The organism is Streptomyces vulcanius (genome assembly GCF_042653945.1).
Taxonomy (GTDB): domain Bacteria; phylum Actinomycetota; class Actinomycetes; order Streptomycetales; family Streptomycetaceae; genus Streptomyces; species Streptomyces mangrovi.
Genome location: NZ_JBHSFK010000011.1, coordinates 74,936 through 98,834 on the forward strand (window position 1 = coordinate 74,936; position 23,899 = coordinate 98,834).

Annotated in this window: 19 protein-coding genes; 9 read left to right on the forward strand and 10 right to left on the reverse strand. The window is 71.5% G+C overall.

The annotated features are described in order from the left end of the window. Positions 1-381, forward strand: a complete 381-nt coding sequence (locus tag ACFPIH_RS18525) for a PPOX class F420-dependent oxidoreductase (RefSeq protein ID WP_381163736.1) — start codon at positions 1-3, stop codon at positions 379-381. A gap of 60 nt (positions 382-441) precedes the next feature. On the opposite strand, the gene ACFPIH_RS18530 is transcribed toward ACFPIH_RS18525, so the two are convergent. Continuing rightward, complete coding sequence (locus tag ACFPIH_RS18530; RefSeq protein WP_381163733.1) at positions 442-3,219, reverse strand: alpha/beta hydrolase family protein; 2,778 nt, start codon at positions 3,217-3,219, stop codon at positions 442-444. Between the two features lie 175 nt (positions 3,220-3,394). On the opposite strand from ACFPIH_RS18530, the gene ACFPIH_RS18535 reads away from it, so the two are divergent. Next, a complete protein-coding gene (locus ACFPIH_RS18535; RefSeq protein ID WP_381163730.1) occupies positions 3,395-4,708 on the forward strand; it encodes a Gfo/Idh/MocA family protein in 1,314 nt (437 codons plus the stop codon). A gap of 484 nt (positions 4,709-5,192) precedes the next feature. On the opposite strand, the gene ACFPIH_RS18540 is transcribed toward ACFPIH_RS18535, so the two are convergent. Further along, entirely contained in the window at positions 5,193-6,293 is a 1,101-nt protein-coding gene (locus ACFPIH_RS18540) for an LUD domain-containing protein (protein WP_381163727.1), read from the reverse strand. A 148-nt stretch (positions 6,294-6,441) separates the two neighbouring features. Here ACFPIH_RS18540 and sigJ point away from each other — a divergent pair, with 148 nt between their 5' ends. Beyond that, positions 6,442-7,380: an RNA polymerase sigma factor SigJ gene (sigJ, locus tag ACFPIH_RS18545; RefSeq protein WP_381163724.1), complete on the forward strand. Its 939-nt coding sequence runs from the start codon at positions 6,442-6,444 to the stop codon at positions 7,378-7,380. A gap of 13 nt (positions 7,381-7,393) precedes the next feature. Here the strand turns inward: sigJ and ACFPIH_RS18550 are convergent, their stop codons facing one another. The 3 genes from ACFPIH_RS18550 to ACFPIH_RS18560 all read right to left on the reverse strand — a co-directional run bounded on the left by ACFPIH_RS18550 (position 7,394) and on the right by ACFPIH_RS18560 (position 9,618). Then, the gene (locus ACFPIH_RS18550) at positions 7,394-7,807 is read right to left on the reverse strand and encodes a Zn-ribbon domain-containing OB-fold protein (protein WP_381163721.1); all 414 of its coding nucleotides are present in this window, start codon (positions 7,805-7,807) and stop codon (positions 7,394-7,396) included. A 153-nt stretch (positions 7,808-7,960) separates the two neighbouring features. Beyond that, the gene (locus ACFPIH_RS18555) at positions 7,961-8,647 is read right to left on the reverse strand and encodes a TetR family transcriptional regulator (RefSeq protein WP_381164611.1); all 687 of its coding nucleotides are present in this window, start codon (positions 8,645-8,647) and stop codon (positions 7,961-7,963) included. 122 nt (positions 8,648-8,769) lie between these two features. Continuing rightward, entirely contained in the window at positions 8,770-9,618 is an 849-nt protein-coding gene (locus tag ACFPIH_RS18560) for a bifunctional methylenetetrahydrofolate dehydrogenase/methenyltetrahydrofolate cyclohydrolase (protein ID WP_381163719.1), read from the reverse strand. Between the two features lie 225 nt (positions 9,619-9,843). On the opposite strand from ACFPIH_RS18560, the gene ACFPIH_RS18565 reads away from it, so the two are divergent. Further along, on the forward strand, positions 9,844-10,878 hold the full coding sequence (locus ACFPIH_RS18565) for a peptidoglycan-binding protein (RefSeq protein ID WP_381163716.1): 1,035 nt from the start codon (positions 9,844-9,846) through the stop codon (positions 10,876-10,878). A 40-nt stretch (positions 10,879-10,918) separates the two neighbouring features. On the opposite strand, the gene ACFPIH_RS18570 is transcribed toward ACFPIH_RS18565, so the two are convergent. From ACFPIH_RS18570 to ACFPIH_RS18590, 5 genes are all read right to left on the reverse strand, one after another. Next, entirely contained in the window at positions 10,919-11,305 is a 387-nt protein-coding gene (locus tag ACFPIH_RS18570; RefSeq protein WP_381163713.1) for a hypothetical protein, read from the reverse strand. Between the two features lie 138 nt (positions 11,306-11,443). Further along, positions 11,444-12,370 carry a MurR/RpiR family transcriptional regulator gene (locus ACFPIH_RS18575; RefSeq protein ID WP_381163710.1) on the reverse strand — a complete coding sequence of 309 codons (927 nt, stop codon included), beginning with the start codon at positions 12,368-12,370 and terminating at the stop codon, positions 11,444-11,446. Between the two features lie 97 nt (positions 12,371-12,467). Further along, positions 12,468-14,129: a phospholipid carrier-dependent glycosyltransferase gene (locus ACFPIH_RS18580; RefSeq protein ID WP_381163707.1), complete on the reverse strand. Its 1,662-nt coding sequence runs from the start codon at positions 14,127-14,129 to the stop codon at positions 12,468-12,470. Between the two features lie 90 nt (positions 14,130-14,219). Continuing rightward, entirely contained in the window at positions 14,220-16,121 is a 1,902-nt protein-coding gene (locus ACFPIH_RS18585) for a phosphatase PAP2 family protein (RefSeq protein WP_381163704.1), read from the reverse strand. Between the two features lie 190 nt (positions 16,122-16,311). Continuing rightward, complete coding sequence (locus ACFPIH_RS18590) at positions 16,312-17,220, reverse strand: N-acetylglucosamine kinase (RefSeq protein ID WP_381163702.1); 909 nt, start codon at positions 17,218-17,220, stop codon at positions 16,312-16,314. Between the two features lie 265 nt (positions 17,221-17,485). On the opposite strand from ACFPIH_RS18590, the gene ACFPIH_RS18595 reads away from it, so the two are divergent. The 5 genes from ACFPIH_RS18595 (at position 17,486) to ACFPIH_RS18615 (ending at position 23,874) form a co-directional block, all read left to right on the forward strand. Next, entirely contained in the window at positions 17,486-18,619 is a 1,134-nt protein-coding gene (locus ACFPIH_RS18595) for an ROK family transcriptional regulator (protein ID WP_381163699.1), read from the forward strand. A gap of 276 nt (positions 18,620-18,895) precedes the next feature. Continuing rightward, complete coding sequence (locus ACFPIH_RS18600) at positions 18,896-20,218, forward strand: extracellular solute-binding protein (protein ID WP_381163697.1); 1,323 nt, start codon at positions 18,896-18,898, stop codon at positions 20,216-20,218. A 124-nt stretch (positions 20,219-20,342) separates the two neighbouring features. Beyond that, positions 20,343-21,254, forward strand: a complete 912-nt coding sequence (locus ACFPIH_RS18605; protein ID WP_381163694.1) for a carbohydrate ABC transporter permease — start codon at positions 20,343-20,345, stop codon at positions 21,252-21,254. Next, complete coding sequence (locus tag ACFPIH_RS18610; RefSeq protein ID WP_381163691.1) at positions 21,251-22,153, forward strand: carbohydrate ABC transporter permease; 903 nt, start codon at positions 21,251-21,253, stop codon at positions 22,151-22,153. The genes ACFPIH_RS18605 and ACFPIH_RS18610 overlap by 4 nt, the downstream gene beginning before the upstream one ends. A gap of 2 nt (positions 22,154-22,155) precedes the next feature. Next, positions 22,156-23,874, forward strand: a complete 1,719-nt coding sequence (locus ACFPIH_RS18615) for a hypothetical protein (RefSeq protein WP_381163688.1) — start codon at positions 22,156-22,158, stop codon at positions 23,872-23,874. Positions 23,875-23,899: the final 25 nt, after the last annotated feature.

Here is a 23,899-nt window from a genome sequence, read left to right on the forward strand (position 1 = left end):
ATGGACGACAACGCGCTCGACCGGCTGGGAGCGGGCAAGTACCTGCTGATCACCAGCTATCGCAAGAACGGCACAGGGGTGGCCACGCCGGTCTGGGTGGTGCGCGACGGGAACACGCTCGGCGCCTGGTCGGCCGCCGACGCCTGGAAGGTGAAGCGGATCCGGGCCCGCGGCGACGTCCTCGTCGGCCCCTGCGACGTGCGCGGCAACCCCACCGGCGAGCCGATCCCGGCCACCGCCGAGATCTGCGACGCGGAGACCACCGCCCGCTACCGGACGCTGATCGGCCGCAAGTACGGCATCCTCGGCCGCCTCACCCTGCTGGGCAGCCGGGTGCGCCGGGGGTCGGACGGGACCGTGGGGATCCGCGTCACGCTGTGAACCCCGAAGGGGGCACGGACCGCCGCACGGTCCATGCCCCCTCCTGTCATGGGCGTCGCGTCACGGCGCGTCCACGACCGTCCCGACCACCGCCGGGCCGTCCGGCAGCGGGTCGCCCCAGTCGTCGGTCATCGTCAGGCGCACCGACTCCGCCGGCTCGGCGACCTGGTCCTTCACCGTCGGAACGCTGAACTCGGCGCTGGTGGCCCCGGCCGGAATGTCCGGCCCCAGGTACATGAACGCCTGCGACAACGGCCGCTCCGGGTCGGCCTCCTCACCCGAGGTGTTGAGCAGCCACTCCGGGTCCACGTCCTTGGTGGACAACTCGGCCCCCTCGGTGACCGGGACGACCACGAACGGGTACCACAGGGTCACCTCGGCTCCCTCGGAGATCGAGACCCGCCAGGTCAGCGGCTCGCCCTCGGTCACCTGTGCGGCGACCGGCGTCACGGTCACCTTCGGAGCCGGGTCGTCGTTCCGCGCGATGACACCGCCCCGGTAGGCGCCGACCACCGCGCCGCGCACCGCCTTCACCAGCAGGTCGCGGCTCTCGTCGTAGCCGTAGAGCGTGTCGCCCTTCACCTCGACCGGAACGTCGATCGGGGTGGCGCCGGGCCGGACCTTGACGACCTTCTCCTTCGCCACGCCGGTCTCCGGGTCGACGACGTAGAAGCGGGCCGTGCCGCTGCCGTGCCCGGACACCTTGACCGGCATGTGGTACGTGCGGGTGCCCGAGTCGCCCTCCTCGACCGTGAGCCGGCCGATGTCGACGCGCGGCAGCGCCGCCGCCTTCACCGCCGGCATACCGGGAGCCCAGCCCCAGGCGTCCATGAACCAGGCCTGCCCGGACCCCGAACGCGGTGTCAGCTCAAGCGACTTGACATGCTTCAGGTCGAGGCCGGCGCGGGTGGCGGCGGTCAGCGGGAGCCGCAGTTCACGGGCCCAGTAGGAGGAGGTGCGCTCGGAGCCCGGCAGACCGTCGGCCTTGACCTGACCGAGCTTGGCCCGGCGGCCGGCGGAGTCGGTGACGGTCACGTCCAGCTTGGTGCCGGTGGTGTTCGGCGGCACGAACACGCGCAGCGCCAGGTTCTTGGCACCGGAGAGCGAGACGGACGCGGGGTAGGTGAACTTCGTCGGCGTGCCCGGCGCGGACCACTTCATCGCGACCGCGCGCTTGCCCGTGTCACGCTCCAGGTCCCACCACTGGAAGTGCGGGGACATCCCGACGGCGGTGTCGTCGGACAGACACGCCTTCGCCGGGTCGGTGTCCGACCAGCACACCCGGCCGCCGGTCACCTTGACCCCGTCGTCGAGCAGGAAGCCGCCGGTGCGGCGGGCGCCGACGGCGTGCGTCAGGACACGGGCCGGGTCGGCGGAGGGGGCGCGGGTGCCGGAGCCGTCGAGCAGCGGACGCACCCGGTCGTCACCGGCGACGAACAGCCGGGCCGCGGCGGCGATGTAGGTGGCGCCGGCCTTGTGCTGCTGGTCGGCGGTCAGCCGGGTGGGGGCGCCGACGGAGCAGACGGGGTCACGGTCGTCCGGGTCGTCCGGGTCGTCCCAGAAGTCGTCGAAGGAGGGCGCCACGGCCTTGCCCGGCGTCCACTCCGTGTTGAAGAAGTTGTGGTTCGCGCCGATCACGTAGACCGCGCTGTGCAGGGCGGCGCCCTTGCTGACGCCCCGCGTGCCGTCGAGGAACGTCTCGCCCTCGAGGTCGGAGACGTCACCGTCGCAGCCGGGCAGGATGGACACGGACGGAACGTCCGCGACCGGATTCTGGCCGAAGATCGTCGGTCCGATGACGACGTTGCCGGCGATCTTCCAGCGGACCGGACCGCGGTAGCCGTCCTGATCGGCCGGCGGCGGATAGAGGCTGTCCATCGCCGCCCGGCTGACACCCTCGCCACCGCGCGAGTGACCGACGAGCAGCACCTTGGAGAGATCGGCCTTGGGCGCGCCCCGCACCACGGCCGGGGCCGTGTTCGGGTGGGCCGCCCAGTTCGCCCACTTCGCCAGGTGCTGACGCACCAGCGAGGAGCGGGCCTGCGCGCCGCTGTCCTCCACGTCGCCGTCCTGGGCGTTGATGCCGTTGGCCGAGATGGAGACGGTGACATAGCCCTGCGAGGCGAGGAGCTTCTGGTCCTGGAGGTAGCCCTTGTAGCTGGGGATCGGCTTCAGGCCCGCCGGGCACGGCCAGCCACCGGTCGACTCGTCGGTGCCCGGCTTGTAGCAGGTGGTGTGCCGGCCGTGCAGGAAGAGCGCGAGCGGGCGCTTGCCGGTGGCGCCCTTGGGCGCGACCACGACGGCCTGCATCTCGATCTTCTCGGCGTACCCGGGGAACTTCACGGAGTCGAGGCGGTACTCGCCGGTGACCGTGCGGTACGCGCCCGGCTTGCCGGGGTCCACGGAATTCGCCGGGAGCTGGGCCGGAGGCCGGGCGGCGGTCAGGGAACTGCGCTTGTCCTGCCGGGAGTTGTCGGCGGACGCGTCCAGCCGACGGCCGCCCGCGAGTACCCGCAGGTCCTTCAGAGGAGTCGCCGAGTCGAGGCGCAGCCGGAAGGTGCGGCCGTCGCGGGCCTGCTCCGGTACGCCGAGCAGCTGCCCGTCCGCGTGGAACTCCACGCGCGCGTCGCCCATCGGCACGACCCTGTCGGACCGCCATTCCAGCTCGCGCGCGACACCCTGGCCGGTGACGCGCCAGCCCTCGGGCAGTCCGCTGTCGGAACTCGCCGCCAACGCGGGGGCGCCGGGCGGTTGTTGGGCCTGGGCCAGTCCCGGTGATGCCGCCAGGGCCGCTAGCACGGCCACGGCGGTGACACCTATGCGCCGGGAGTGGGTCAAGGGTCCCCTCCTCACACTTGGAGCGCGGGGGCCCCGTCCGTACCGGAAGCCCCTCACACCCACAAGGAACCCGAATCCGATCTATGGGTTGCCTGTGAGGATCGAATCAGTCCGTGGATGACAAGAATCCGGTCACTCGGGACTGCCCGTCCCGGTCCCGGGAAGGTCCACTCCCATGAGCCGAACTCCCCACCTCCGCGCGGCAGTCGTCGGCACCGGCCACCGCGCCCAGACCTTCACCCGAGACCTGGCCGCCCGCCCCGGCCATCGCGTGGTCGCCCTGTGCGACCCGAACCCCACCCGCATGGCGTTCCACAACCGGCTGCTCGCCGAAGCCGGTGAACCACCGGCCACCGTCTGGGAACCGGACCGCTTCGGTGAACTGCTCGCGAAGGAAGGCGTCGACGAGGTCGTGGTCACCACCGTCGACGCCGAGCACGACCACTACATCGTCCCCGCCCTGCGCGCGGGCTGCCGGGTCGTCACCGAGAAACCGATGACGGTGGACGCGGCACGCTGCGCCCGCATCCTCGACACCGTCCGCGAGACCGGCAACCCCCTCACCGTCGCCTTCAACTACCGCTTCAACCCGGTCCACGAGACCGTACGCGCCCTGCTCGCCGAGGGCGCCGTCGGGGAGATTCTCTCCGTGCACTTCGAGTGGCTGCTCGACACCCGCCACGGCGCCGACTACTTCCGCCGCTGGCACCGCGAGAAGCGCAACAGCGGCGGCCTGATGGTGCACAAGGCGAGCCACCACTTCGACCTCGTCAACTGGTGGCTCGCCGACACACCCGAGGAGGTCTTCGGCTACGGCCGGCTCGCCTTCTACGGCCCCGAGGCCGGCACCCGCCACGGACTGCGCCGCGACTACACCCGCGCCCACGGCGCCGACGCGGCCACCACCGACCCCTTCGCCCTGGACCTGGCGGCCGACGACACCCTGCGCGCCCTCTATCTGGACGCCGAACGCGACGACGGCTACCACCGTGACCGCAACGTCTTCGGCGGACCGGTCACCATCGAGGACGACATGGCCGTCCTGGTCCGCTACGCCCGCGGCGCCACGATGACGTACCACCTCACCGCCTACTCCCCGTGGGAGGGCTACCGGGTGATGGTCAACGGCAGCGCGGGCCGCCTGGAACTCGACGTCGAGGAGAGCCGCTGGCAGCCGCCGGACACGCCGGCGGACACCGGAAGCGGCGTACGGCTCACCCTGCGCCCTCTGTGGAAGCCACCGGTCGACCTCCCGGTCACGGTGCTGCGCGAGCCGCACGGCGGCGGAGACACCCGCATGCTCGACGCCCTGTTCGGCCCGGGCCCGTCATCCGCCACCGCCACCGAACGCGACGGCGCACTGGCCCTCTCCGTCGGCCTCGCGGCCAACCGCTGCTTCGAGACCGGCCACCCCATCCGCATCACCGACCTGCTGCCCGAAGGGAGCCAGGTGCCGTCTTCGAGCGGATCCTGCCCAGAGCAGGACTAGCGCTTCCGTGGGATCGTCACCCGGTACAAGAAGACCCCCAGGTCCGGTCAGCGGGGCTCGGCGGGCGCGGCGACGACATGAGCACGCACGGCGGGGTCGAGCACATCGGACGAGTCCCATCCGATGGTCTCGTCGCTGGCGGACCAGGGTGAAGCCCCGGGCGGCACGGGCGGCCAGCAGTCGCGGAGGCGTCCTGCCCCGGTCGGCGCGTATCGCGGCCGATGCCTCCGGGTAGTCCGCGATCGCTGTCAGCTCCCAGTCCGGATCGACGCCACCGGCGGCCCACCCCGTGTACATGGCGGACGGGTTCTCGATGGCGCCGAGGCCCGGCAGGGGCGTGCTCAACCACTCGTCGAAGCCGTCACGCGACATCGGCATCCGGGTCGCGAGCTTGAACGAACGACCGCTCATCGGGCTGTCTCCTCAGGTCACTGGCAGCGGGCCGGAGCAGCACAATAGGCCGGCCCGCCGACACCGTCCCGGGTCAGTATCCGATGGCCTCTCGGAGAAGCAGCACGGTGCCGCGCCCCGGCCGGGGTTCCGCGTTGAGGATGAGCAGGCGGTTGACGGCGCTGGGCACCCCGTACACCGCCTGGGCGCGGTCGTTCTCCAGCGGGAGGGCGTGCTCCTCGACGCGGCGCAGCGCTGTGCTGAGGTCGGGCACCACCTTCTGCGCGCCGACGATCCAGACCGCGTGGGCGGCGCCGCCCGCGTTGGCGGGGAGCTGGCTGCCGCTGCCCGAGGCGAGAACGAGCGAGCCGGTCTCGGTGACCGCGGCGACGCTGTTGACGACGAATTCGGGGGCGGCGACCAGCTTTCGGATCTCGTCGGCGCCGGTGGCCCGGTCGATGGCCGCGACGCGCGGCCTGATGGCGTCGTACCGGCCGCCGGCGTTGATGTCCTCGTCGATGCCGGACAGCCGGAGGGTCTCGCTGGCCCCGGTGAGCACGCCGGCGCCCTCGGGGAGCAGGTCCTTGACGCGGAGGCGCGCGGCCGCGGCGTCGTCGAGGACCTCTGCGGCGAAGCCGTTCGCACGCAGCGCGGTGGCTACCCGCTCCAGCTGTTCGGCCGACGCCGGGTCGGCGAAGGACGCGGCCGGAGCCGGGGTGGCCGTGGCGTCTGCCGCGTTGGCGCCGGAGTCCTGTGCCGGGTGGGGCGCCGTGCCCGCCAGCGGGGAGGTGTCGAGGTACCTGACCTCGTACACCCGCTCGGCGAACTTCCAGCCCTCCGCGGTGCGCCGGTAGCGGTCGTGGTAGACGGCGTAGTTCAGACCCTGGCGTCCGTCGAGGGCGCGCGCGAGTTCCTGGATGTAGGCGCGGCCGGTCGCGGTGTCGTCGTCGAGCAGGATCGTGCCGGGGTGTGTGGTCTGTACGAAGAAGTCCCACTGACTCTGCAGCCGCTCGCCCCCGGCACGGATCTCCTCGCGGCCGACCAGCTCGACGGGGATGTTGGGCATGCGCAGGGCGCCGTCCGGCGTGAACAACGACGCCATGCGGGGTCGGTCGCGCATCATCGCCGCGTCGGTGAACTCGCCGCGCAGCGCCTCGATCTCGACGCGGTCCGCGATGGCCTGGAAGTCGTTCATCGGTGTCCCTCTCGGTCTTGTTGTGGTCCTCACCGGTACGACAACGCAGCCCTTCGGAATGTGAGGCGGTGCGTCGGCCTCACATTCCGAAGGGCTGTCCAGTCGTAAGGGGTAGAGGCACAGAAGCGAGCGAGGGAGACGCCAGACCATGACCACCAGAGCCGAGCCCGGCGACGATCAGAGCGATCCGGGTCTCAGCGCGATCATGAGCGAGCGGCGCCGGCTGATCAACCTCGGCTATCGACTCCTCGGGTCCCTCGCCGACGCCGAGGACGTCGTGCAGGAGACCTACGCCCGCTGGTACGCCCTGTCCGCACGGGAGCAGCAGGCCATCGAGTCGCCCGGCGCCTGGCTGATGACGGTCGCCAGCCGCATCTGCCTGAACCAGCTGGGCTCGGCGCGGGCCAGGCGGGAGACGTATGTGGGCGACTGGATCCCGGAACCGCTGCCCGAGCCCACGGAATGGATCGCCGGGCGCTCCGGCGCCGGCGGGACCGACCCGGCCGACCGGGTCACCCTCGACGAGTCGGTGACGATGGCCTTCCTGGTCGTCCTCGATTCGATGACCCCGGCCGAGCGCGTCGCGTTCGTCCTGCACGACGTCTTCCGCTACCCCTTCGGCGAGGTCGCCGAGATCGTCGGCCGCACTCCGGCGGCGTGCCGCCAACTGGCCTCGTCCGCCCGCCGGCGCATCCGCACCACGCAGACCCCGGCGGGCCCGAGTGCCGGGCAGGCGGGCATCGTCAGGCGGTTCAGAACGGCGTGGGAGGCCAAGGACATCGAAACCCTGATCAGCCTGCTCGACCCCGACGCCACCGCGACCGCCGACGGCGGCGGGCTGGCCGTCACCCACCCGCGCCCGATCGTGGGCGGTGAGCGGATCGCACGTGCCTACGCCGAGATCGCCCGTCTGGCGGGCGACCGCACGACGTTCCTGGAGTGCACGGTCAACGGCCTGCCCGGCTTGGTGGCGTGGCAGGACGGCAGCATCGTGACCGTGTTCTCGTTCGAGATCGCGGGCGACCGGATCAGGCGTATCTGGGCGGTGCGAAACCCCGAGAAGCTCCGTCCCTGGCGGACCGTCTGAGGAGGAACACGCTTCAGTGCCACGCCCGGTACGGCTCGTCGAGCAGTTGGAAGACCGGCTCGCCCCGTACCGGGTCCTTCACCGTGGAGAGGCGGACGCGGTCGCCGCTGTGGATGCCGATGAGCGGGCCCATCACCCGGCCGCGCACGACGAAGCCCTCGGCCATCTCGACCAGCGACACATTGCGCGCGGACGGCGTGTTGCGGTGGACCACCGTGGAGTGGCGGACCGTCCCGGTGCCCTCGCTGCGCTCCGTACGGAGGTCGCTGCCCTGGCACACCGGGCACAGCAGCCGGTGGTACATGGAGGTGCCGCACCAGGTGCAGCGCTGGAAGAGGATCGCATCGCCGTCGACGTGCGCGCGGTCGAGCAGGCCGGCCGTGCCGCCGGATACCCGCTGAACGGCGCTTCCTGAGAGGTGGTACACGCTGGTCAACTCCCTGCCCTGGGCCGGAATACCACGTGCGCGGTTCACCCGTGCACGGACGTGCCCGGTTCACCGTGCCACCGTGCACGCGCTCAGGTTATGGCACTCAGTGCCAGCCGTAAAGGTACTGCGTACCCCCAATATTGAGCGGATTCACTCGCGTCCGAGGGTCGTCTCGATCTCCTGCACCACCCGCCACAGGGGCGCCCCCCGCCGGGAGACCACCACGACCACGTCGTCCGGCTGATCGAGGGGTGTCACCGTCGCCGTCGCCATCGGTAGGGGCGCAGCGCCGAACGCCGCCTGTACGTACCCCAGCGCGCGGTCCACCGGCGCGCTCGCGTCGCCCTGGCCGTCCGAGCGCAGCCAGGAGCGCAGGGCGTTGTTGTGCGCGGCGACCACGGCGGAGGCGATCACGTCGGCCCGCAGGCTCCCGTCGGACCGGTCGGCGAAGCGGCCGCGCAGGTAGGCGGCGAGCTCGCGCTCGTAGCGCCACACCACCGACAGCTCGTAGGCGCGCAGGCCCGGCACCTGTTTGGTGAGCCGGTAGCGCTGCACGGAGAAGGACGGGTTCTCGGCGTACATCAGCAGCACGAGGCGGGCGGCGTCGCACACGCGGGCCACCGGTTCCGCGCTCTCCTCGCTCGTGGCGAGAAAGGCGGTCATATCGGCCAGGCACCGCTCGTGGTCGGGGAAGACCACGTCCTCCTTGGAGGGGAAGTAGCGGAAGAAGGACCGCCGGCCGACGCCCGCGAGGGCCACGATGTCGTCGACGGTGGTCTGTTCGTAGCCCCGCTCCAGGAACAGCTGGAAGGCCGACGCCACCAGGGCGTCCCGCATGGGTGGCTTGGCCTCCGCCTTGTCAGTGGCGCTCATGGACGGGAACGTAACACCTGAGCGGCACCGATGGCACTCAGTTCCCTCCAGCCGGGGAACCGAGTGCCTCGCACGGGGTGACCGGCTCAGAGCCGCTCGGCCGCCTCCACCACATTGGTCAGCAGCATCGCCCGGGTCATCGGGCCCACCCCGCCGATCGGCGGCGCGAACGAACCGGCGACGTCGCCGACGTCCGGGTGGACGTCGCCCAGGACGCCCTCGACGGTACGGGTCAGGCCGACCGACAGCACCGTCGCGCCCGGCTTGATCCAGTCGGGCCGGACCATGTGCGCGACACCGGCCGCGGCCACCACCACGTCGGCCTCGCGGGCGTGCGCGGCGACGTCCTGGGTCGCCTCGTGGCACAGGGTCACCGTGGCGTGCTCGGTGGCGCGGGTCAGCATCAGGCCCAGCGGACGCCCGACGGTCACCCCGCAGCCGATGACGCAGAACTGCTGCCCGGTGATCTCCACGTGGTTGCGCCGCAGCAGGTCGATGATGCCGCGCGGGGTGCACGGCAGCGGCCCCGGAATGCCCAGCACCAGCCGGCCCAGGTTCGTCGGGTGGAGACCGTCGGCGTCCTTGACCGGGTCGATCAGCTCCAGCACGGCGTGGGTGTCGATGTGCGCGGGCAGCGGCAGCTGCACGATGAAGCCGGTGCACGCCGGGTCGGCGTTCAGCCGCAGTACCGCGGCCTCGACATCGGCCTGGGAGGCGTCGGCGGGCAGCTCCACCCGGATCGACGCGATGCCGACCTGGGCGCAGTCCCGGTGCTTGCCGCCCACGTAGGAACGGCTGCCCGCGTCGTCGCCGACCAGGATCGTGCCCAGGCCCGGGTTGATCCCGCGCTCCTTCAACGCCTGGACCCGGAGGGCGAGTTCGTTCTTGATGTCGGCGGCGGCGGCTTTTCCGTCGAGGAGAGTTGCGGTGGTCACGGAGTGGGCGGGCCCTTCAGGAGAACGTAAGGAGTACGTGTAAGGAGGAAACGACCGGTCCCGTCATCGTACGACCCTCTCGTCCCACATTTCCGTCGGGCCTCGAGGCCGGACCGCTGAACCCGGACGCCCGAACGCGCGTATCTCTCCCCGGGGAACACTGCCCGGAGGGAGACCAGCGTGCCGACACCGGCCGAACCCGGAGAGCCACAGGAACGACGGGTCGTGGAACCCATCCGGGTCCTGCGGCCACGGAACACCGACGCCTTGGCGGAGCTCGTCCGCGAGCTGACCGAGTTGACCGAGATGGCCCAGACGGCCGTGGACAACGGCTCGTACGAGTCCATCCGTATGCCGGTCGTCCCGGAGGGCGGCGAGGCGGAGACCGAGGAACTGCCACCGACGGGCCCGCGGCCCGGAGCGGCCTCGACGCCGGGCGGCGGCAGCGACTGGGCGGCCGACGACCGGGGCGCCGCGGGCCGGGAACGGCCCGGTCCCCGGTCCGCCTCGGCATCGGGGCCCGGATACGGATCGGCGAGGACGGACGGTCGCCGGCGGGCGCCACGGGCCGGCTACGCGTCCGCGGCGGCGGCGGGGGGCCGGAGGGCGGCGCGCGCGGGAGAGGACTCCGGGCCGGCGGGCGAAAAGCGCCAGAAGCGGGCCGGAGAGGGCCCCGGTCCGACGGCTGACAAGCGGCAGAAGCGGGCGGCGCGGGCCGGAGACGGGCCCGGGCCGACGAACGACACCAGCCGGCAGAAGCGGGCCGCGTACGGATTCGGCCCGGCGGCGGCGGACACCGCGCCCCTGCGGGACCGGGACCGGGACCGGGACCGGGACCGCGACGGATCCGGGAGCGGACTGCGCCGCGCGGCCGTCGTGGTCGGCGTGTGCGCGGCGGCGCTGCTCGGCTTCGCCGGTGCCCTGCTGGTGCCGGGCCGGGGCGGCGAGGCGGCGGCCGAGACGGTGCAGCCCACGCCGGTGCCGAGCCGGACGGCCACCGAGTCGCCGTCCGCCGACCCGGATCCGGACGGGGCCGGCACCCTCCGTGAGGGCGACAGCGGCACCGAGGTGAAGGACCTCCAGGAGCGGCTGCTGCGGATCCCGGACGTGTACCGCGACGGCGCCACCGACGGCGCGTTCACCGCGACCCTCACCGAGGCCGTGGCCCGCTTCCAGCTCTGGTACGGCATCCGCGGCGACGAGGACGGCGTCTACGGCGACGACACCCGTCAGGCACTGGAGTCCCGCACCGGCGGCTGACCCGGCACACACACCCGGGGCCTGGGGCCGCCCTTCGGCCTCAGCGCCCGGGGTGGTGGTGCTCCACCAGCGCCTCGGCCACGGCGCGGACGCTGCGGGCGATGTGCTGGAGCTGCCTCAGCTCGGCCGCGTAGACCTTGATGGTGTGCTCGATGACGGACTCGGGCATCCCCAGCCTCGGCAGATCGGCGCGCGCGGTCTGCAGCGCCGTACGGGCCACCCGGACCTCCTGCTGGACCTGGAGCTGGGCGTGGCGGGCGAGCAGCACCGGGTGGCGCAGCAGCACCGGGTAGCTCGCGTAGCGTGCGGGCACCAGTTCGCGCAGCCACTTCGAGGCCGAGCGCTCCCAGTCGTAGCTGCCGGGGGTCTTGACCTGGCACGGCCAGTCCGGGCTGATGCGCTGCGTCGTCGTCAGAGTCATGGTCATCGCTTCCGGGTGTGCGGATGCCGGGTGCGGCGTGAGCAGTATTTATATATGCCGTCTTCTTTGCAAGGAGCATGAAAACATTCATGCGAGAAATGCCCGCAATGATCCCTTTATTACTTTCGAAGAAGGGGGGGTGGGTCATTCACGCAGGAAGAACCGGTGCTGCTCCGCGATCTGTTCGTACTCCTCCAGCCGTGCCTGCGTCCGCTCCGGACCCGCGTCCGACATCGCCTGGAGCAGCGAGGCGGCCATCACGCCGGGCGCCGCGTAGGAGTCGAACACCAGCCGGGACCCGGTGCCGGTGGCGAAGGTGACGTCGGCCTCGTCGGCCACCGGCCCCAGCGCCAGATCGGTGATCAGCGCGACCTTGAGACCGGCGCTGCGCGCGACCCGTACGGCGGTGAGCGTCTCCTGCGCGTGCCGGGGCATCGAGAACGCCAGCACCCAGGTCCCGCCCGCCTCCCGGGACTGCAGCAGCGCGTCGTAGGCGACGCTGCCGCCCCGGGTCACCAGCCGGACGTCCGGGTGGACGCGGCGGGCGGCGTAGGCGAAGTACTCGGCGAGCGAGGCGGAGATCCGCAGACCCAGGATGGTCAGCGGGGTCGACTGCGACAGCTTGCTGCCGACCTCGATGACCCGGTCGGGGTCGGCGAAGTCGCGCCGCAGGTTCTCCAGGTTCTCGATCTCCGCGTCGACGGCCGCCTGGAGCTCGTTGCTGCCGTTCACCTCGGCCGCCGCGGGTCCGCCGGCGGCCAGCGTGCCCAGCGCGATCGACTGGAGCCGCTCACGCAGGGCCGGGTAGCCGCTGAAGCCGACCGCCGCGGCGAACCGGGTCACCGAGGGCTGGCTCACCCCGACCCGGTCGGCGAGGTCGGTGATCGACAGGAATGCCGCCTCGGTGATGTGCTCGATCAGATACTGGGCGATACGCCGCTGGCCCGGGGACAGATGGGGCCCGTCGAAGAGGGCCCTGAGCCGGGAGGTCGGGGACACCTCCACTTCCGGATCCGTCTTGCCCGAGGTGATCGCGGACGCCTGTGCACGTGCCTGCTGAGGCGATGGCACCGGTGCGCCTCCTTTGTCTCCCACGCAGCTCAACATAGCTCACGGACTGTGTTCGACAGGGTGCCGGAGAAGCCGCCCGCCGCACACTCCGTCGCGCTCACCGGCGGTAAATCGTGATCGAGTGACCGACCTCGTCGATCGCGTCGGAGGTACGGATCAGCTGGGCCAGCCGGCCCCTGGCCTTGGCCACGGCGGAGTCCGACACCGCCAGGATCCCGTGCACCTCGTCCAGGGGTGCCCTACGGGGATCGGAGGCCCGGATGCCGTAGTACGCGGGCACCCCGCTGCCCTTGTAGACGAGCCACACCCGCCGGCCCGCGTACCGCGCGTCCAGCCGGTCCGCGAGCAGGCCGAGGTCCTGGCCCCAGTCCACGTTGGAGTCGTGCAGCCGCAGATGCGTCTTCGCGGTCCCGCCGAACGCCTCGTTGGAGTACGGCAGGTAATAGGGGTACGTCCGCAGCGAGCTGACGGCGACCAACGCCACCGCCGCCCAGGTCACCACCGGCGCCCACCGCCACCGCACCGCCAGGACGCAGCCGCCCGCGACCGCCAGGAACATCGGCAGGAAGATCGCGTACCGGGTGCCGAAGTCCCGCGACCCGGTCATCGCCGAGGCCAGCAGCACGGCGGCCGGGACGAGCACATAGGGCGCCGCCGGCCGCAGCCGCCGTACCGCCACCAGGACCACCGCGCCGGCCACCCACAGGGCGAGCGCGCCGAGCGGGGTCTTCACCAGCAGCGCGGCCGGCAGGTAGTACCAGAGCGAGCCGGTGTACAGACGCCCGAACAGGAAGCCCTGCCAGGGCGCGTTCTCCAGCCCGAACTGCATCCGCATGCCGTCCCGGTACGCCTCGGGGAACGGCAGCAGCCGCACCAGCAGCCCGCGCAGTCCGTGCACCACGGGCACCTGCGCGTCCGCCTGCTGCGGATCCCAGCGCAGCCTCGGGTCGACCACGAGATACGTCAGCCATACGACGGCCACGGCGGACAGCGCCACCACGGCCGCCGCCGTCAGCGCCCTGCGCACCTGCCGGAGCCCCACCGACCAGGCAGCCAGGGCCATCAGCACGGGTACGGCGGGCAGCGCGCTCATCTTGGTGGCGAGCGCGGCGCCCAGCGCGGCCCCGGCCAGGGGGAGGTACAGCCGGAGCCGGCCGGCGCGGGCCCGCCACAGCAGCCACGCCGACGTCAGCAGGAAGCCCGCCGTCGGGACGTCCAGCGTCGCGAGCGAGCCGTGGGCGATCACATCGGGGGAGAGGGCGTACAGGGCGAGCGCGGCCACCGCGGGGCCGGGTCCGGCGAGGTCGCGGGCGAAGGCGAACACGACCAGGCCGAACAGCAGCGTCAGCAGCATCACCGGCAGCCTGGCCCAGAACATCACCCGCCAGGGGTCGTTGCCGGACTCGTAGAGCAGATGGCGGCCCGCCTCGGTCTGGTCGCCGGTGAAGTCCGGGTCCAGGTGCGGGTCGGCGATCGCCACGCCGGCGGCGATCACGAGCTTGCCGAGGGGCGGGTGTTCGGGGTTGTAGTGCACGCGGTGTTCGTGCAGGTAGTCGGCCGCGGCGACGACGTACACCGGTTCGTCGATGGTCGGTGTCTGCCGCAGGGCCGTGGTGGCCATGGCCACGGCCAGCTGGCCGAGCAGCACGGCCACGAGCAGCGGTACCAGCCACCGCCGGCGCCGGGGTGGGGGACCTGCCGGGTCGGAGACCGGTGCCAGGACCGTGGCCGTGTCCGTGTGCTGTGCGCTCGTCATCATCCGCCCCGCGGTGACGGCCGGGGGCGGTGGCGGGAGCCGTCGGGAATGGCCATACCGGCCACTGTGCACCAGCTCCCGCCACCTGGGGCGTTACCGCTTCAGGAGTCGTACCGACAGACCGTCCGTCGTGTAGACAGGTACGGCCCGCAGCTTGTCGGAGTTCACCCCGGTCAGCTCCACCTTGTCGAACTGGCCGCGCAGCGGGCGGGCGGCGATCACCGGGACGACGCTCCCGGCGACGGCGGGCTGCCCGGCGTCCAGACGCAGCGACAGCACCGAGCCCGCGCCCAGGGTGACCCGGCCGGAGACGGTGAGCACCGCGCCGTGGTCGCGGCGCAGCGGCAGGTCCAGCGTCGCGCCCTTCGACTGCGTCCAGGCACCGCGCACCCGCACCGGCAGCTCCGCGCGGAGCGTGCCGCCGGTGAGCCGTACGTCGCCCCGGCCGAGGGCGTTCGCGTGCCCGGCGACGAGCGTGCCGGCCTCCACCACGGTGTCGCCGTGGTAGTCGTTGTGCCCGGTCAGAGTCAGGGTGCCGGAGCCGAGCTTGGTCAGACCGCCCTTGCCGTCGATGTCGTTGCGCCAGGCGTCGGCCGCGTGGAAGCCGCCCTTCGACGCATCCAGGGTGACCGTCACGTCGGACTCGAACGAGGCGAAGCCGTCGGCGGCGGCGAACAGGTTGAGCCGGCCCCACTGCTCGAAGCCGTCAAGGAGCACGTACCCGGAGGGCAGTGCGGTGGTGCGCAGCACCGCGCGGCGCTGCTCGGCGGTCAGGTACGGCTGGCGGGTCTCAAGGAGCACCTCGGCGCCCTTGGGCACGGTGAGCGGCGTCTTGGCGCCCTGCCGGTCCAGGACGTAGGTCAGGCGGGGCTCGTTGGCGCGCCGGTTGGCCTCGCGGTCGGCGTACGCGTCGCTCGCGTCGGAGTGCGCGTAGGCGGCCAGGGTGTCGGCGGTGGTGCCGGTCTGCGCGGTGAAGTAGGCCAGGGCCTGGGCGCGGGCGGCGGCCTTGAGGTCGGCGTTGGCCGGGTCGGCGAGGGTGGCCGCGGCGAGCGCGGTGGCCATGACGCGGCCGCCGAGGACGTCCATCGTGGAGTGCATGCCGGCCACGATCCGGGTGTGGCTCAGCTCCAGGGCGCGGGTCACCAGCTCCTGGAAACGCTCGGGCACCGCGTACGCGAACGCCAGCGACGCCAGGTGGAAGGCGTTGGTGTGGCCGCTGGGGAAGCCGCCGTCGTCGACCGGGGAGGTGCTGCGCTGGCGCAGCAGCTGCGGGACCACGACCACCTTCGAGTCGTACACCGGGTAGCCGAGCGCGTCGGTCTTCCCGGTGTCGACGACCTGGCTGTCCTCGTTCATGCGCCACGGCCGCGGGTACTGGAAGGCGTACTTGCCGGGGTTGCCCGAGGCGTACGGACCGCGCACGGTGTCGACCAGCTTGGCGACCTGGCCCAGGTCGGAGGTGTAGGAGCCGGCGCCGATCGCGGAACCGGCGGGCGCGTCGGCGGGCACCGCGTCGTTGATCGTGGTGGCCGGTGTGGTGTCGGGCGCGCTGGTGATCGAGGTGACGGCCTTGGCGCCGGTCCTGTAGAGAGCGGCCAGCGGGCCGAGGCCGCCGATCATGGCGTAGCTCTGGTGCTGGCGGTCGTAGACGAACGCCTCCCTGCCCTGCGCCTCCGTGCGGGCCTTGGTGATCTTGATCGAGTAGCGCACGTTGGCGCGCAGGATCTCGGGCCGCAGCGGCGTACCGGTGTTCCACGCGGAACCTGTCTTCCACACCTGGGCGAAGCCGCCGAGAATCCGCACCACGGCGTTGGTCTCGGGGGTGAGGTTGGTCGTGAGGTTCGTCTTGTAGTCGTCGACGAACGGCAGGCTGGTGGCGGCCTTGGCGTCGGCGGCGCCCAGCCAGGAGACCAGCGTCGGGGCGGCGACCAGGGCCGCCGACCCCCCGAAGGAGACCTTGAGGAAGCGCCTTCTGTTCACGGCGGATGACGGCATGGGAGTGCCTCTCTTGAGTTCTTCGGCGGTGCGGCGGGGGAGGAGATGCGATCAGACGCGGTCCGCAAGCCTTCTGATGACTTGTGAGCCGGATGATGCGTACGAGCGAAGATCTACGGCCGGGTTGTGTCTCTTCCGCGATGACCCGGCGGCCGGGGCATGTCCCCCGGGTGAACGGGCGGCGTGCGGTTCACAGAAGAGAACGCGCCAGGGCCACCGCGCCCTCGACCGGGGGCACTTCGAGCCGCCGCGGGCGCGATGCGGGCAGGGCCTCGGCGAGTGCTCCGGTGAACGCCTCATACAGCGCGGGCTGGTTGAGCACGGTGCCGCCCGCCACCACGACGTCGTCGGCCGGCACCCCGCGGGCGGCCAGCCGGACGACGAGCGCGGCGAGATCCGCACCGGCCCGCGCGATCACCGTGCTGGCGAGCGCGGAGCCGTCGGCGGCGGCCGTGAAGACGGCGGGGGAGCGCCGGCCCCACTCGGCGGAGATGTCGGAGGCGCCCTCCAGTGCCGCGCCGAGCGCCGGGACCTCCGGCACGCCGAACGCGGCGACGAGGGCGCGGGCGAGGGCGTCGGGTTCCTCACCGCGGTCGTGCGCGGCCCATACGGCGCGGGCCGCCTCCCGGACCAGACCGGCGGCGCCGCCCTCGTCGCCGAGGACCGCGCCCCAGCCGCCCACCTGGACGGGGTCGCCGTCGGGTGCGCGGCCCACCGCGACCGAGCCGGTGCCGGCGACCAGGCCGACCCCCTTGGCGAGTCCGGCGGCGGGAACGAGAAGCTCGGCGTCGCCCACGACCAGCACGGGCACCCCGAGGAGTTCTCGCAGCGCGTCGCGGATCCCCGCGCACTGGCGGGGGGTCTCGCAGGCGTGCCCGCCGACGGCGAGCGCGGCGGGCTGTGCGCCCTCGGGGAGCGCGTCCTGGACGAGACCGGCGAGCCAGCGGGCGGCGGCGGCCGGGTCGTGCGGCCGCCAGCCGCCGCTGGCGCGGCGGTGGTCGGCCACGACACCCCCGCCCGCGAGGGCGCGGAGATGCGTCTTGGTACCGCCCACGTCGACGCCGACCACGAGCGGGCGCGAGGAAGGGGAGTCCTGCACGGATTCTCTTTCGTCCGACCGTGACGGCAGGCGAACCGTGGCCGAGGGGGATTGAGTTGATCACTTCGGTGAGCTAGGGAAGCCCCGGGACGGGCCTCTGACGAGGCACGGCAGACGAGTACCGTGGAGTTCGTTAGGAAATTAACTAACGAAGTACAGTGCGTCAAGAGCAGATGCGCACCCGACATTTGCCGCAGCCCGCCGGGACCCCTCGGCCGGGTGCGCGGCACCCGGTACCCGTGTGGGGGAAACTGTGGAACACGACGTGGCGGAAGCCCCCCGCCTGACGGAGAGCGCGAGCGCGGTGTTCGCCGTGCTTGCTCAGGCGGGCAGCGCGACCCGGCCGCAGCTCGCGAGCCTGGCGGGGCTGTCCAAGCCGACGGTGTCCGGCGCCGTGGCGGAGCTGGAGGGTGCCCGGCTCGCCGCGCACTCCGGCACCGCCTCCAGCGGCACCGGCCGCTCCGCCGCCGTATACCGTCTGGGGCCCGCCGCCGGCGCCGTACTCGCCGTCGACCTCGGCCCCGCCCTCACCCGGGTGCGGGGCTGCGCTCTCGACGGCGCCCTGCTCGCCGAGGTCACCACCTCCCGCGAGGACGCCCCCGACGCCGTACGCGAGGCGCTCGCCGCGCTGCCCGCCGACCTGCCGCTGCGCTCCATCGTCGTCGCCGTCGGTGACGTCGCCGCACAGGACGGGCGGGGCAGCGGCATGCGTCCCGCCACCGCCAAGGCGGGGCCCGTCTTCGACGCCGTGGCCGTCGCCCTGCCGCCGGGCGTCCCGGTCCACCTGGAGAACAACGTCAACTGCGCCGCGCTCGCCGAACTGCACGAGGGCGCCGCCCGGGGCCGGCACACCTTCGGCTATCTGCGGATCGGCGTGGGCATCGGTCTCGGCATCGTTGTCGGGGGCCGGGTGCTGCGCGGCTCGAACGGCGCCGCCGGTGAGCTGTCCCGGCTGCCCTACCCCTGGGACGACGGCCGTGAGCCGCACCAGGAGGCCCTGGAGGAGTACATCGGCGCCCGCTCCCTGCTGCGCCGGGCCGCCGAGGCCTGGCAGCTCGCGGACGGCCCGTGCCCGCGCTCCACCGAACGGCTCTTCGCGCTGGCCGGGGCGGGTACGGCCACCGCTCGCGCGGTCGTCGGCAGACACGCCACGGACGTGGGCCGGCTCGCCGCCGCCGTGATCGCCGTCCTCGATCCCGGACTGATCGTGCTGGGCGGCAGCACCGGCTCGGATCCGCAGCTCCTGCCCGGTGTGCGGGCCGAGCTGGCCCGGCTGAGCTGGCCCACCGAGGTGGTCAGCAGCACGGTCGGCGACTTCGGCACCGTCGCGGGCGCCGCGCGGCTCGCGGTCGCCCGGGGAGTCCAAACCGTGACCGATGCCGCGGGAACCAAGGATTGACGGCCCGCGACTCAGTCTGCCAATGTCCGGACAAGCGCTTTCTAAGTCGGTCGGGACACCGGCTTGGGGATGAGCGTCCCGCCCGTACTCGACGTACGGCAACCGCACCAGGGCGTGCTTGTGCGGCGACGGCCACAGCGGCCGGGGACCCTCGCCCGTCAGGATGACGCGGCCGGGCGAGGCCGCGCCCTCGGAAAGCGGATTTCCTGCAAAATGCACCCGTGCCGCCTCGGTCGGCGCCGTGCTCCGTCCCCTACAAGAAACAAGGGATCGAAGATGACCAATGTGGGTGTGCGGCGCTCCAGCCGACTCGGCCGCGGCGGCATACGCCGTGTGGTTCCCCTCGCTGCCGTTGCCACGGCAGGTGCCCTGCTGCTCTCCGCCTGTGGAGGAGGCTCCGACTCGGGCGGCACGTCCAAGTCCCTGACGTTCTGGATCTCCACGGTTCCGGGGCAGGACGCGGGCTGGAAGAAGTCGGTGGCGGCGTACAAGAAGGAAACCGGCGTCAACGTCAAGCTCGTCAACATCCCCTACGACGGCTACACGACGAAGCTGCACAACGCCGCGCAGGCGAACTCCCTGCCCGACGTCGCGGCCGTGCCGGCGCTGGACCCGATCTGGTCGAGCAAGCTGATCGACCTCAGCGACATCGCCAACAACAAGACCAACAAGATCAACGCCAACTTCCTGGCGAAGGACTCGTCCGGGAAGGTGCTGTCCATCCCCTCGGACGTCACCGCGTCCGGCCTGTTCATCAACAAGACGCTGTTCGAGAAGGCCGGCGTCGCCGTCCCGACCTCGCCCCAGAACACCTGGACCTGGACCGACTTCATCAAGGCGGCGGACAAGGTCCGCGAGAAGACCAAGGCCAAGTACTCCCTGACCTTCGACCAGTCGCCGTCCCGGCTGCGCGCCATGGTCTACGAGATGGGCGGGCAGTACGTCCACGCGGACGACTCCGGCAAGTTCTCGGTGGACGAGGCGACCAAGAAGGCCGTGAACACCTTCGTCGGATGGAACGACGACAAGACCATGCCGAAGTCGGTGTGGACCAGCGGCGCCGACCCGTCCGCCATGTTCCAGAGCGGTGACGTCGTCGCCTACTGGTCCGGTGTGTGGCAGGTGCCCGCCTTCGCGGAGAGCATCAAGAAGTTCGAGTGGGCGAGCGTCCCGACCCCGGCCCAGCCGGTGCAGGCCAGTGACGTCAACAGCGGCGGCATGACGGTCGGCTTCAACAACAACGCCGACGCGTCCGCCGCCGCGAAGAAGTTCCTGTCCTGGCTGTACGAGCCGGCCCACTACCAGGCGCTGTGCGAGGCGTCCGGCTTCCTGCCGGTCGAGAGCGGTCTGAACCCGACGTACCCCTTCAAGTCCGAGGCGGCGCAGGCGGCGTTCAAGCTGTACAACGAGTCGATCCCGCTGTACGCCCCGATCTCCGGCTACTTCAACAGCGCGCAGACGAACTGGGTGCTGAAGGGCAAGAGCCTCACCGAGGACCCGACCAAGACGGAGCTCGGCAAGGCGATCAACGGCCAGCAGTCGGCCGACAAGGCCCTGCAGAACATCGTGGACGGCTACAACCAGCAGGTCGGCGGCTGAGCGTAGGCCGGCAGGCCCGGGCGGCGGGATCAAGACACCGCCGCCCGGCCTCGGGCACCCACGTGATGCCGGGCCCACGGCGTGAGCCCACAGGAACCCATTCCACCAGCACGGAGTCAGGAAGATGACAAAACGCGCCTCGGACGTGTCCGCGAGCCCGCCCAGGAGACGCAGTAAGTACACCCTTGCGCCGCTCGTCCTCATCGCGGCCAATGTGGTGCTCTTCTCGCTGTTCTTCGTCTGGCCGGCGGTGATCGGGCTCGTCTACTCGTTCACGAACTACACGGGTGTGGGGGCGTTCCAGTTCATCGGACTGGACAACTACGACAACCTGTTCGGGGACTCCACGTTCTACGACGCGCTGAGCCGGACGCTGCTGTACGCCGTGCTCTTCGTACCGCTGAACTTCGTGGTCTCGCTGCTCGCCGCCAACCTGGTGGTGAGCAAGAACGCCAAGGGCGGGTCGGTCGCGCGCGTCATCTTCTTCATCCCATGGCTTCTGTCGCCCATCGTCGTGGGTGTCCTGTGGCGGTGGATGTTCGGTGAGAACTTCGGACTGGTCAACTACGTCATCGAGAAGTTCGGCGGCAGCGCCGTTCCGTGGCAGTCGAACGCGGACCTGTCGCTGATAGTGGTCGTGATGGCGGCGTCCTGGGCCTGGACGGGCTTCTCGATGCTGCTGTTCATCGCGGCGATCAAGAACGTGCCGGTGTCGTACTACGAGGCCGCCTCACTCGACGGCGCCGGCCCCTGGCGCCAGTTCTTCAGCATCACGCTGCCGAGCATCGCGCCCACCTCGTTCATCGTCATCCTGCTCAACACGATCAACGCGATGAAGGAATACCCGGTGTTCGTCGCCCTCAACAACGGCGGACCCGGCACCTCGAACAACCTTCTCGTCCAGTACATCTACGAGACCGGCTTCAAACGGGGCCAGATCGGCTACGCGAGCGCCGCGTCGTTCGTGCTCATGCTCATCCTGATGGCCGTGGCGGTCGTCCAGCTGATCGTCAACCGGCGGGTGGAGAACCGATGACAACCACAGACATGCCACGCCCGGCCGACGCCGGTCCCGGACGGGCCGTCTCCAAGAAGCGGCCCCGCGGGGCGGCCAGTGGCGGGCTCCGGCGGGCGGTGGCCCCGACGACACTGCTGTGGGTCATGGCGTGCCTGTACGGGTTTCCGGTGCTGTGGTTCATCCTCAGCTCCCTCAAGCCGGCCAGCGACCTGTTCTCCTATCCGCTGACGCTGGTTCCGCACAACCCCACCCTGTCGGGTTTCAAGGCAGCGTGGGACAGCGCCAACTTCTCCCAGTACTTCATCAACACGGCCATCGTGTGCGTGATCACGACGATCCTCACGGTGGGCGTCAGCTGCTGCACCGGGTACGCGCTGGCCAAGTACGACAACAAGTGGCTCAAGGTCTTCTTCATCTGCATCCTGGCCACCACGATGCTGCCGTCCGAGGTCATGCTCGCCCCGGAGTTCCTGGTGGTCCGCAACCTCGGCCTCTACAACTCGTTCGCCGGCATCATCCTCCCGGCCGTGCTCACCGCGACCGGATGTTTCATGTTCCGCCAGTTCTTCCTGACGGTTCCCGACGAACTCGTGGAAGCCGCACGCATCGACGGCGCGCGTGAGCTGGCGATCTTCGCGCGGATCATGGTGCCGCTCTCCCGGCCCATCATGCTGACCCTCGCCATCCTGTCCTTCCAGTGGCGGTGGAACGACTACATCTGGCCGCTGCTGATGCTCAACGACCCCAACAAGTTCACCGTGCAGATCGGCATCCAGAGCATCGTCGGCGCGCAGAACATCAACTGGTCGGTGCTGCTCGGCGCCTCGGTCATCTCCATGATTCCGCTGATCCTCGTCTTCCTGGTCTTCCAGCGCTACGTCATGGGCGCCGACATCAATGCCGGACTGAAGGACTGACCTTGCCCACCCCGCTCGACCACGAGTTCGTCCGCGCGGTGGCCCGCGCCGCCGACCGGCTGGCCGCCCCGCCGGCGGCCGGCCCCGACGAGGAACCCGCCGGTGTGACCCACCGCGCTCTGGCCCGCCGGGTGAAGACTCTGGTCGCGGCGTACCGTTCCACGGACTCGGCACTGCACGGCAGCAGGCAGGTCATCGCCGCCACGATGACCCACCTCCGCGCCCTGCGGGCCGTGCAGACACCCACCGGCCTCTTCGCCGGCGGCGACAACGTGCAGTCACCACCGGACTCCGCGTTCACCGTCAACGACGTGTGCGACGCGCACGTCCTCGCCGCAGGCGCGGGGCCGGAACTGGGCGACGTCACGGCCGCGCTCGCCGAGATCGCCCGTGCCGCCTCCGGCAGTCTCCTGACCGGCGGAGTGCACACCCCGAACCACCGCTGGGAGCTGTGCGCGGCGCTGGCCCGGCTGCACCGCTCGTTCCCGGACGACCGGCTGCTCGACCGCGTCGAGGAGTGGCTCGCCGAGGGCGTCGACATCGACGCGGAGGGCCTGTACTCGGAACGCAGCGCCAACTACGCGGCCCACGTGTCCAATCCTTCTCTGCTCCTGCTGGCCGAGGTCCTCGGCCGCCCCGATCTGCTGTACGCCGTCGAACGCAATCTCGCCACGACCCTGGACCTCATCAGGCCGGACGGCACGGTGGAGACCGTCCACTCGCGACGGCAGGACCAGAACCGCCCGTTCCCGCTGACGCCCTACCTGCCGCACTACCGGCTGCTCGCGATCCGCACCGGCCGGGGCGACTTCGCCCGGGTGGCGCGGCTGGCGGCCGCCGACGGCATCGACGACCCCGACCTGCTCGCGGAGACCCTCCTCACCCCGGACCTGTGCCGCGTCCTGCCGACACCGGCCGCGGAGACACTTCCGCGCGACCGGTACATCACCACCGCGCGCCTCGCCGCACGCGCCTCGGCCACCGCGCACACGGTGCTCTACGGCGGCTCCGACGTGCCCGAGCACCGGCGCATCCGCTCGGGCCTCGCCTGCAATCCCACCTTCCTGCGTCTGTTCGCCGGCGACGCCGTCCTCGACGCGGTCCGTCTCTCGCGGGGGTTCTTCGACCTGGGCCCGTTCCGCGCCGCCGGCATGCACCAGCTCGCCGACAACCGGTACCGGCTCACCGAAACCCTCACGGCCGCCTATTACCAGCCGCTCCCGAAGGACCAGCGGCGGGACGACGGCGTCTACCGGCTGGCGGACGACGGACGCTTCTCGGCCGCGATGGCCTTCCCGGACCGGCCTCGCGGCGAGGTCTCCCACACGACCCGCGTCGAGGTGGACCTGAGGGAAGACGGTGCCGACCTGCGGATCGACATCACCGGACCACGGGTGCCCTGGGCCCTCGAACTGACCTTCCGGCCGGGCGGCGTGCCGGAGGGCGCCGTACCGATCGGCGACGGACGCTGGTGCCTGACGACCGGGCCGATGACCTACCGGGTCGGTGACGACGAGATCCGGGTCGAGGCCGACGTCGAGGCAGGCGAACCGCTTGCCGGACCGGACCGGAGCGACGTACTGCGGTACGACCCGGGGCAGGACTACACGGTGGTGGGAGGCACCGACGCGACCACCGGGAACCGCGTCTACATCGGTGGACACGGCCCTCGGACACTGAGCGTCGCGCTGCGTGCCCGCCGTCCCGCACCTGTCTTCTGACCCCGACGACCCACGCCATGGCCAC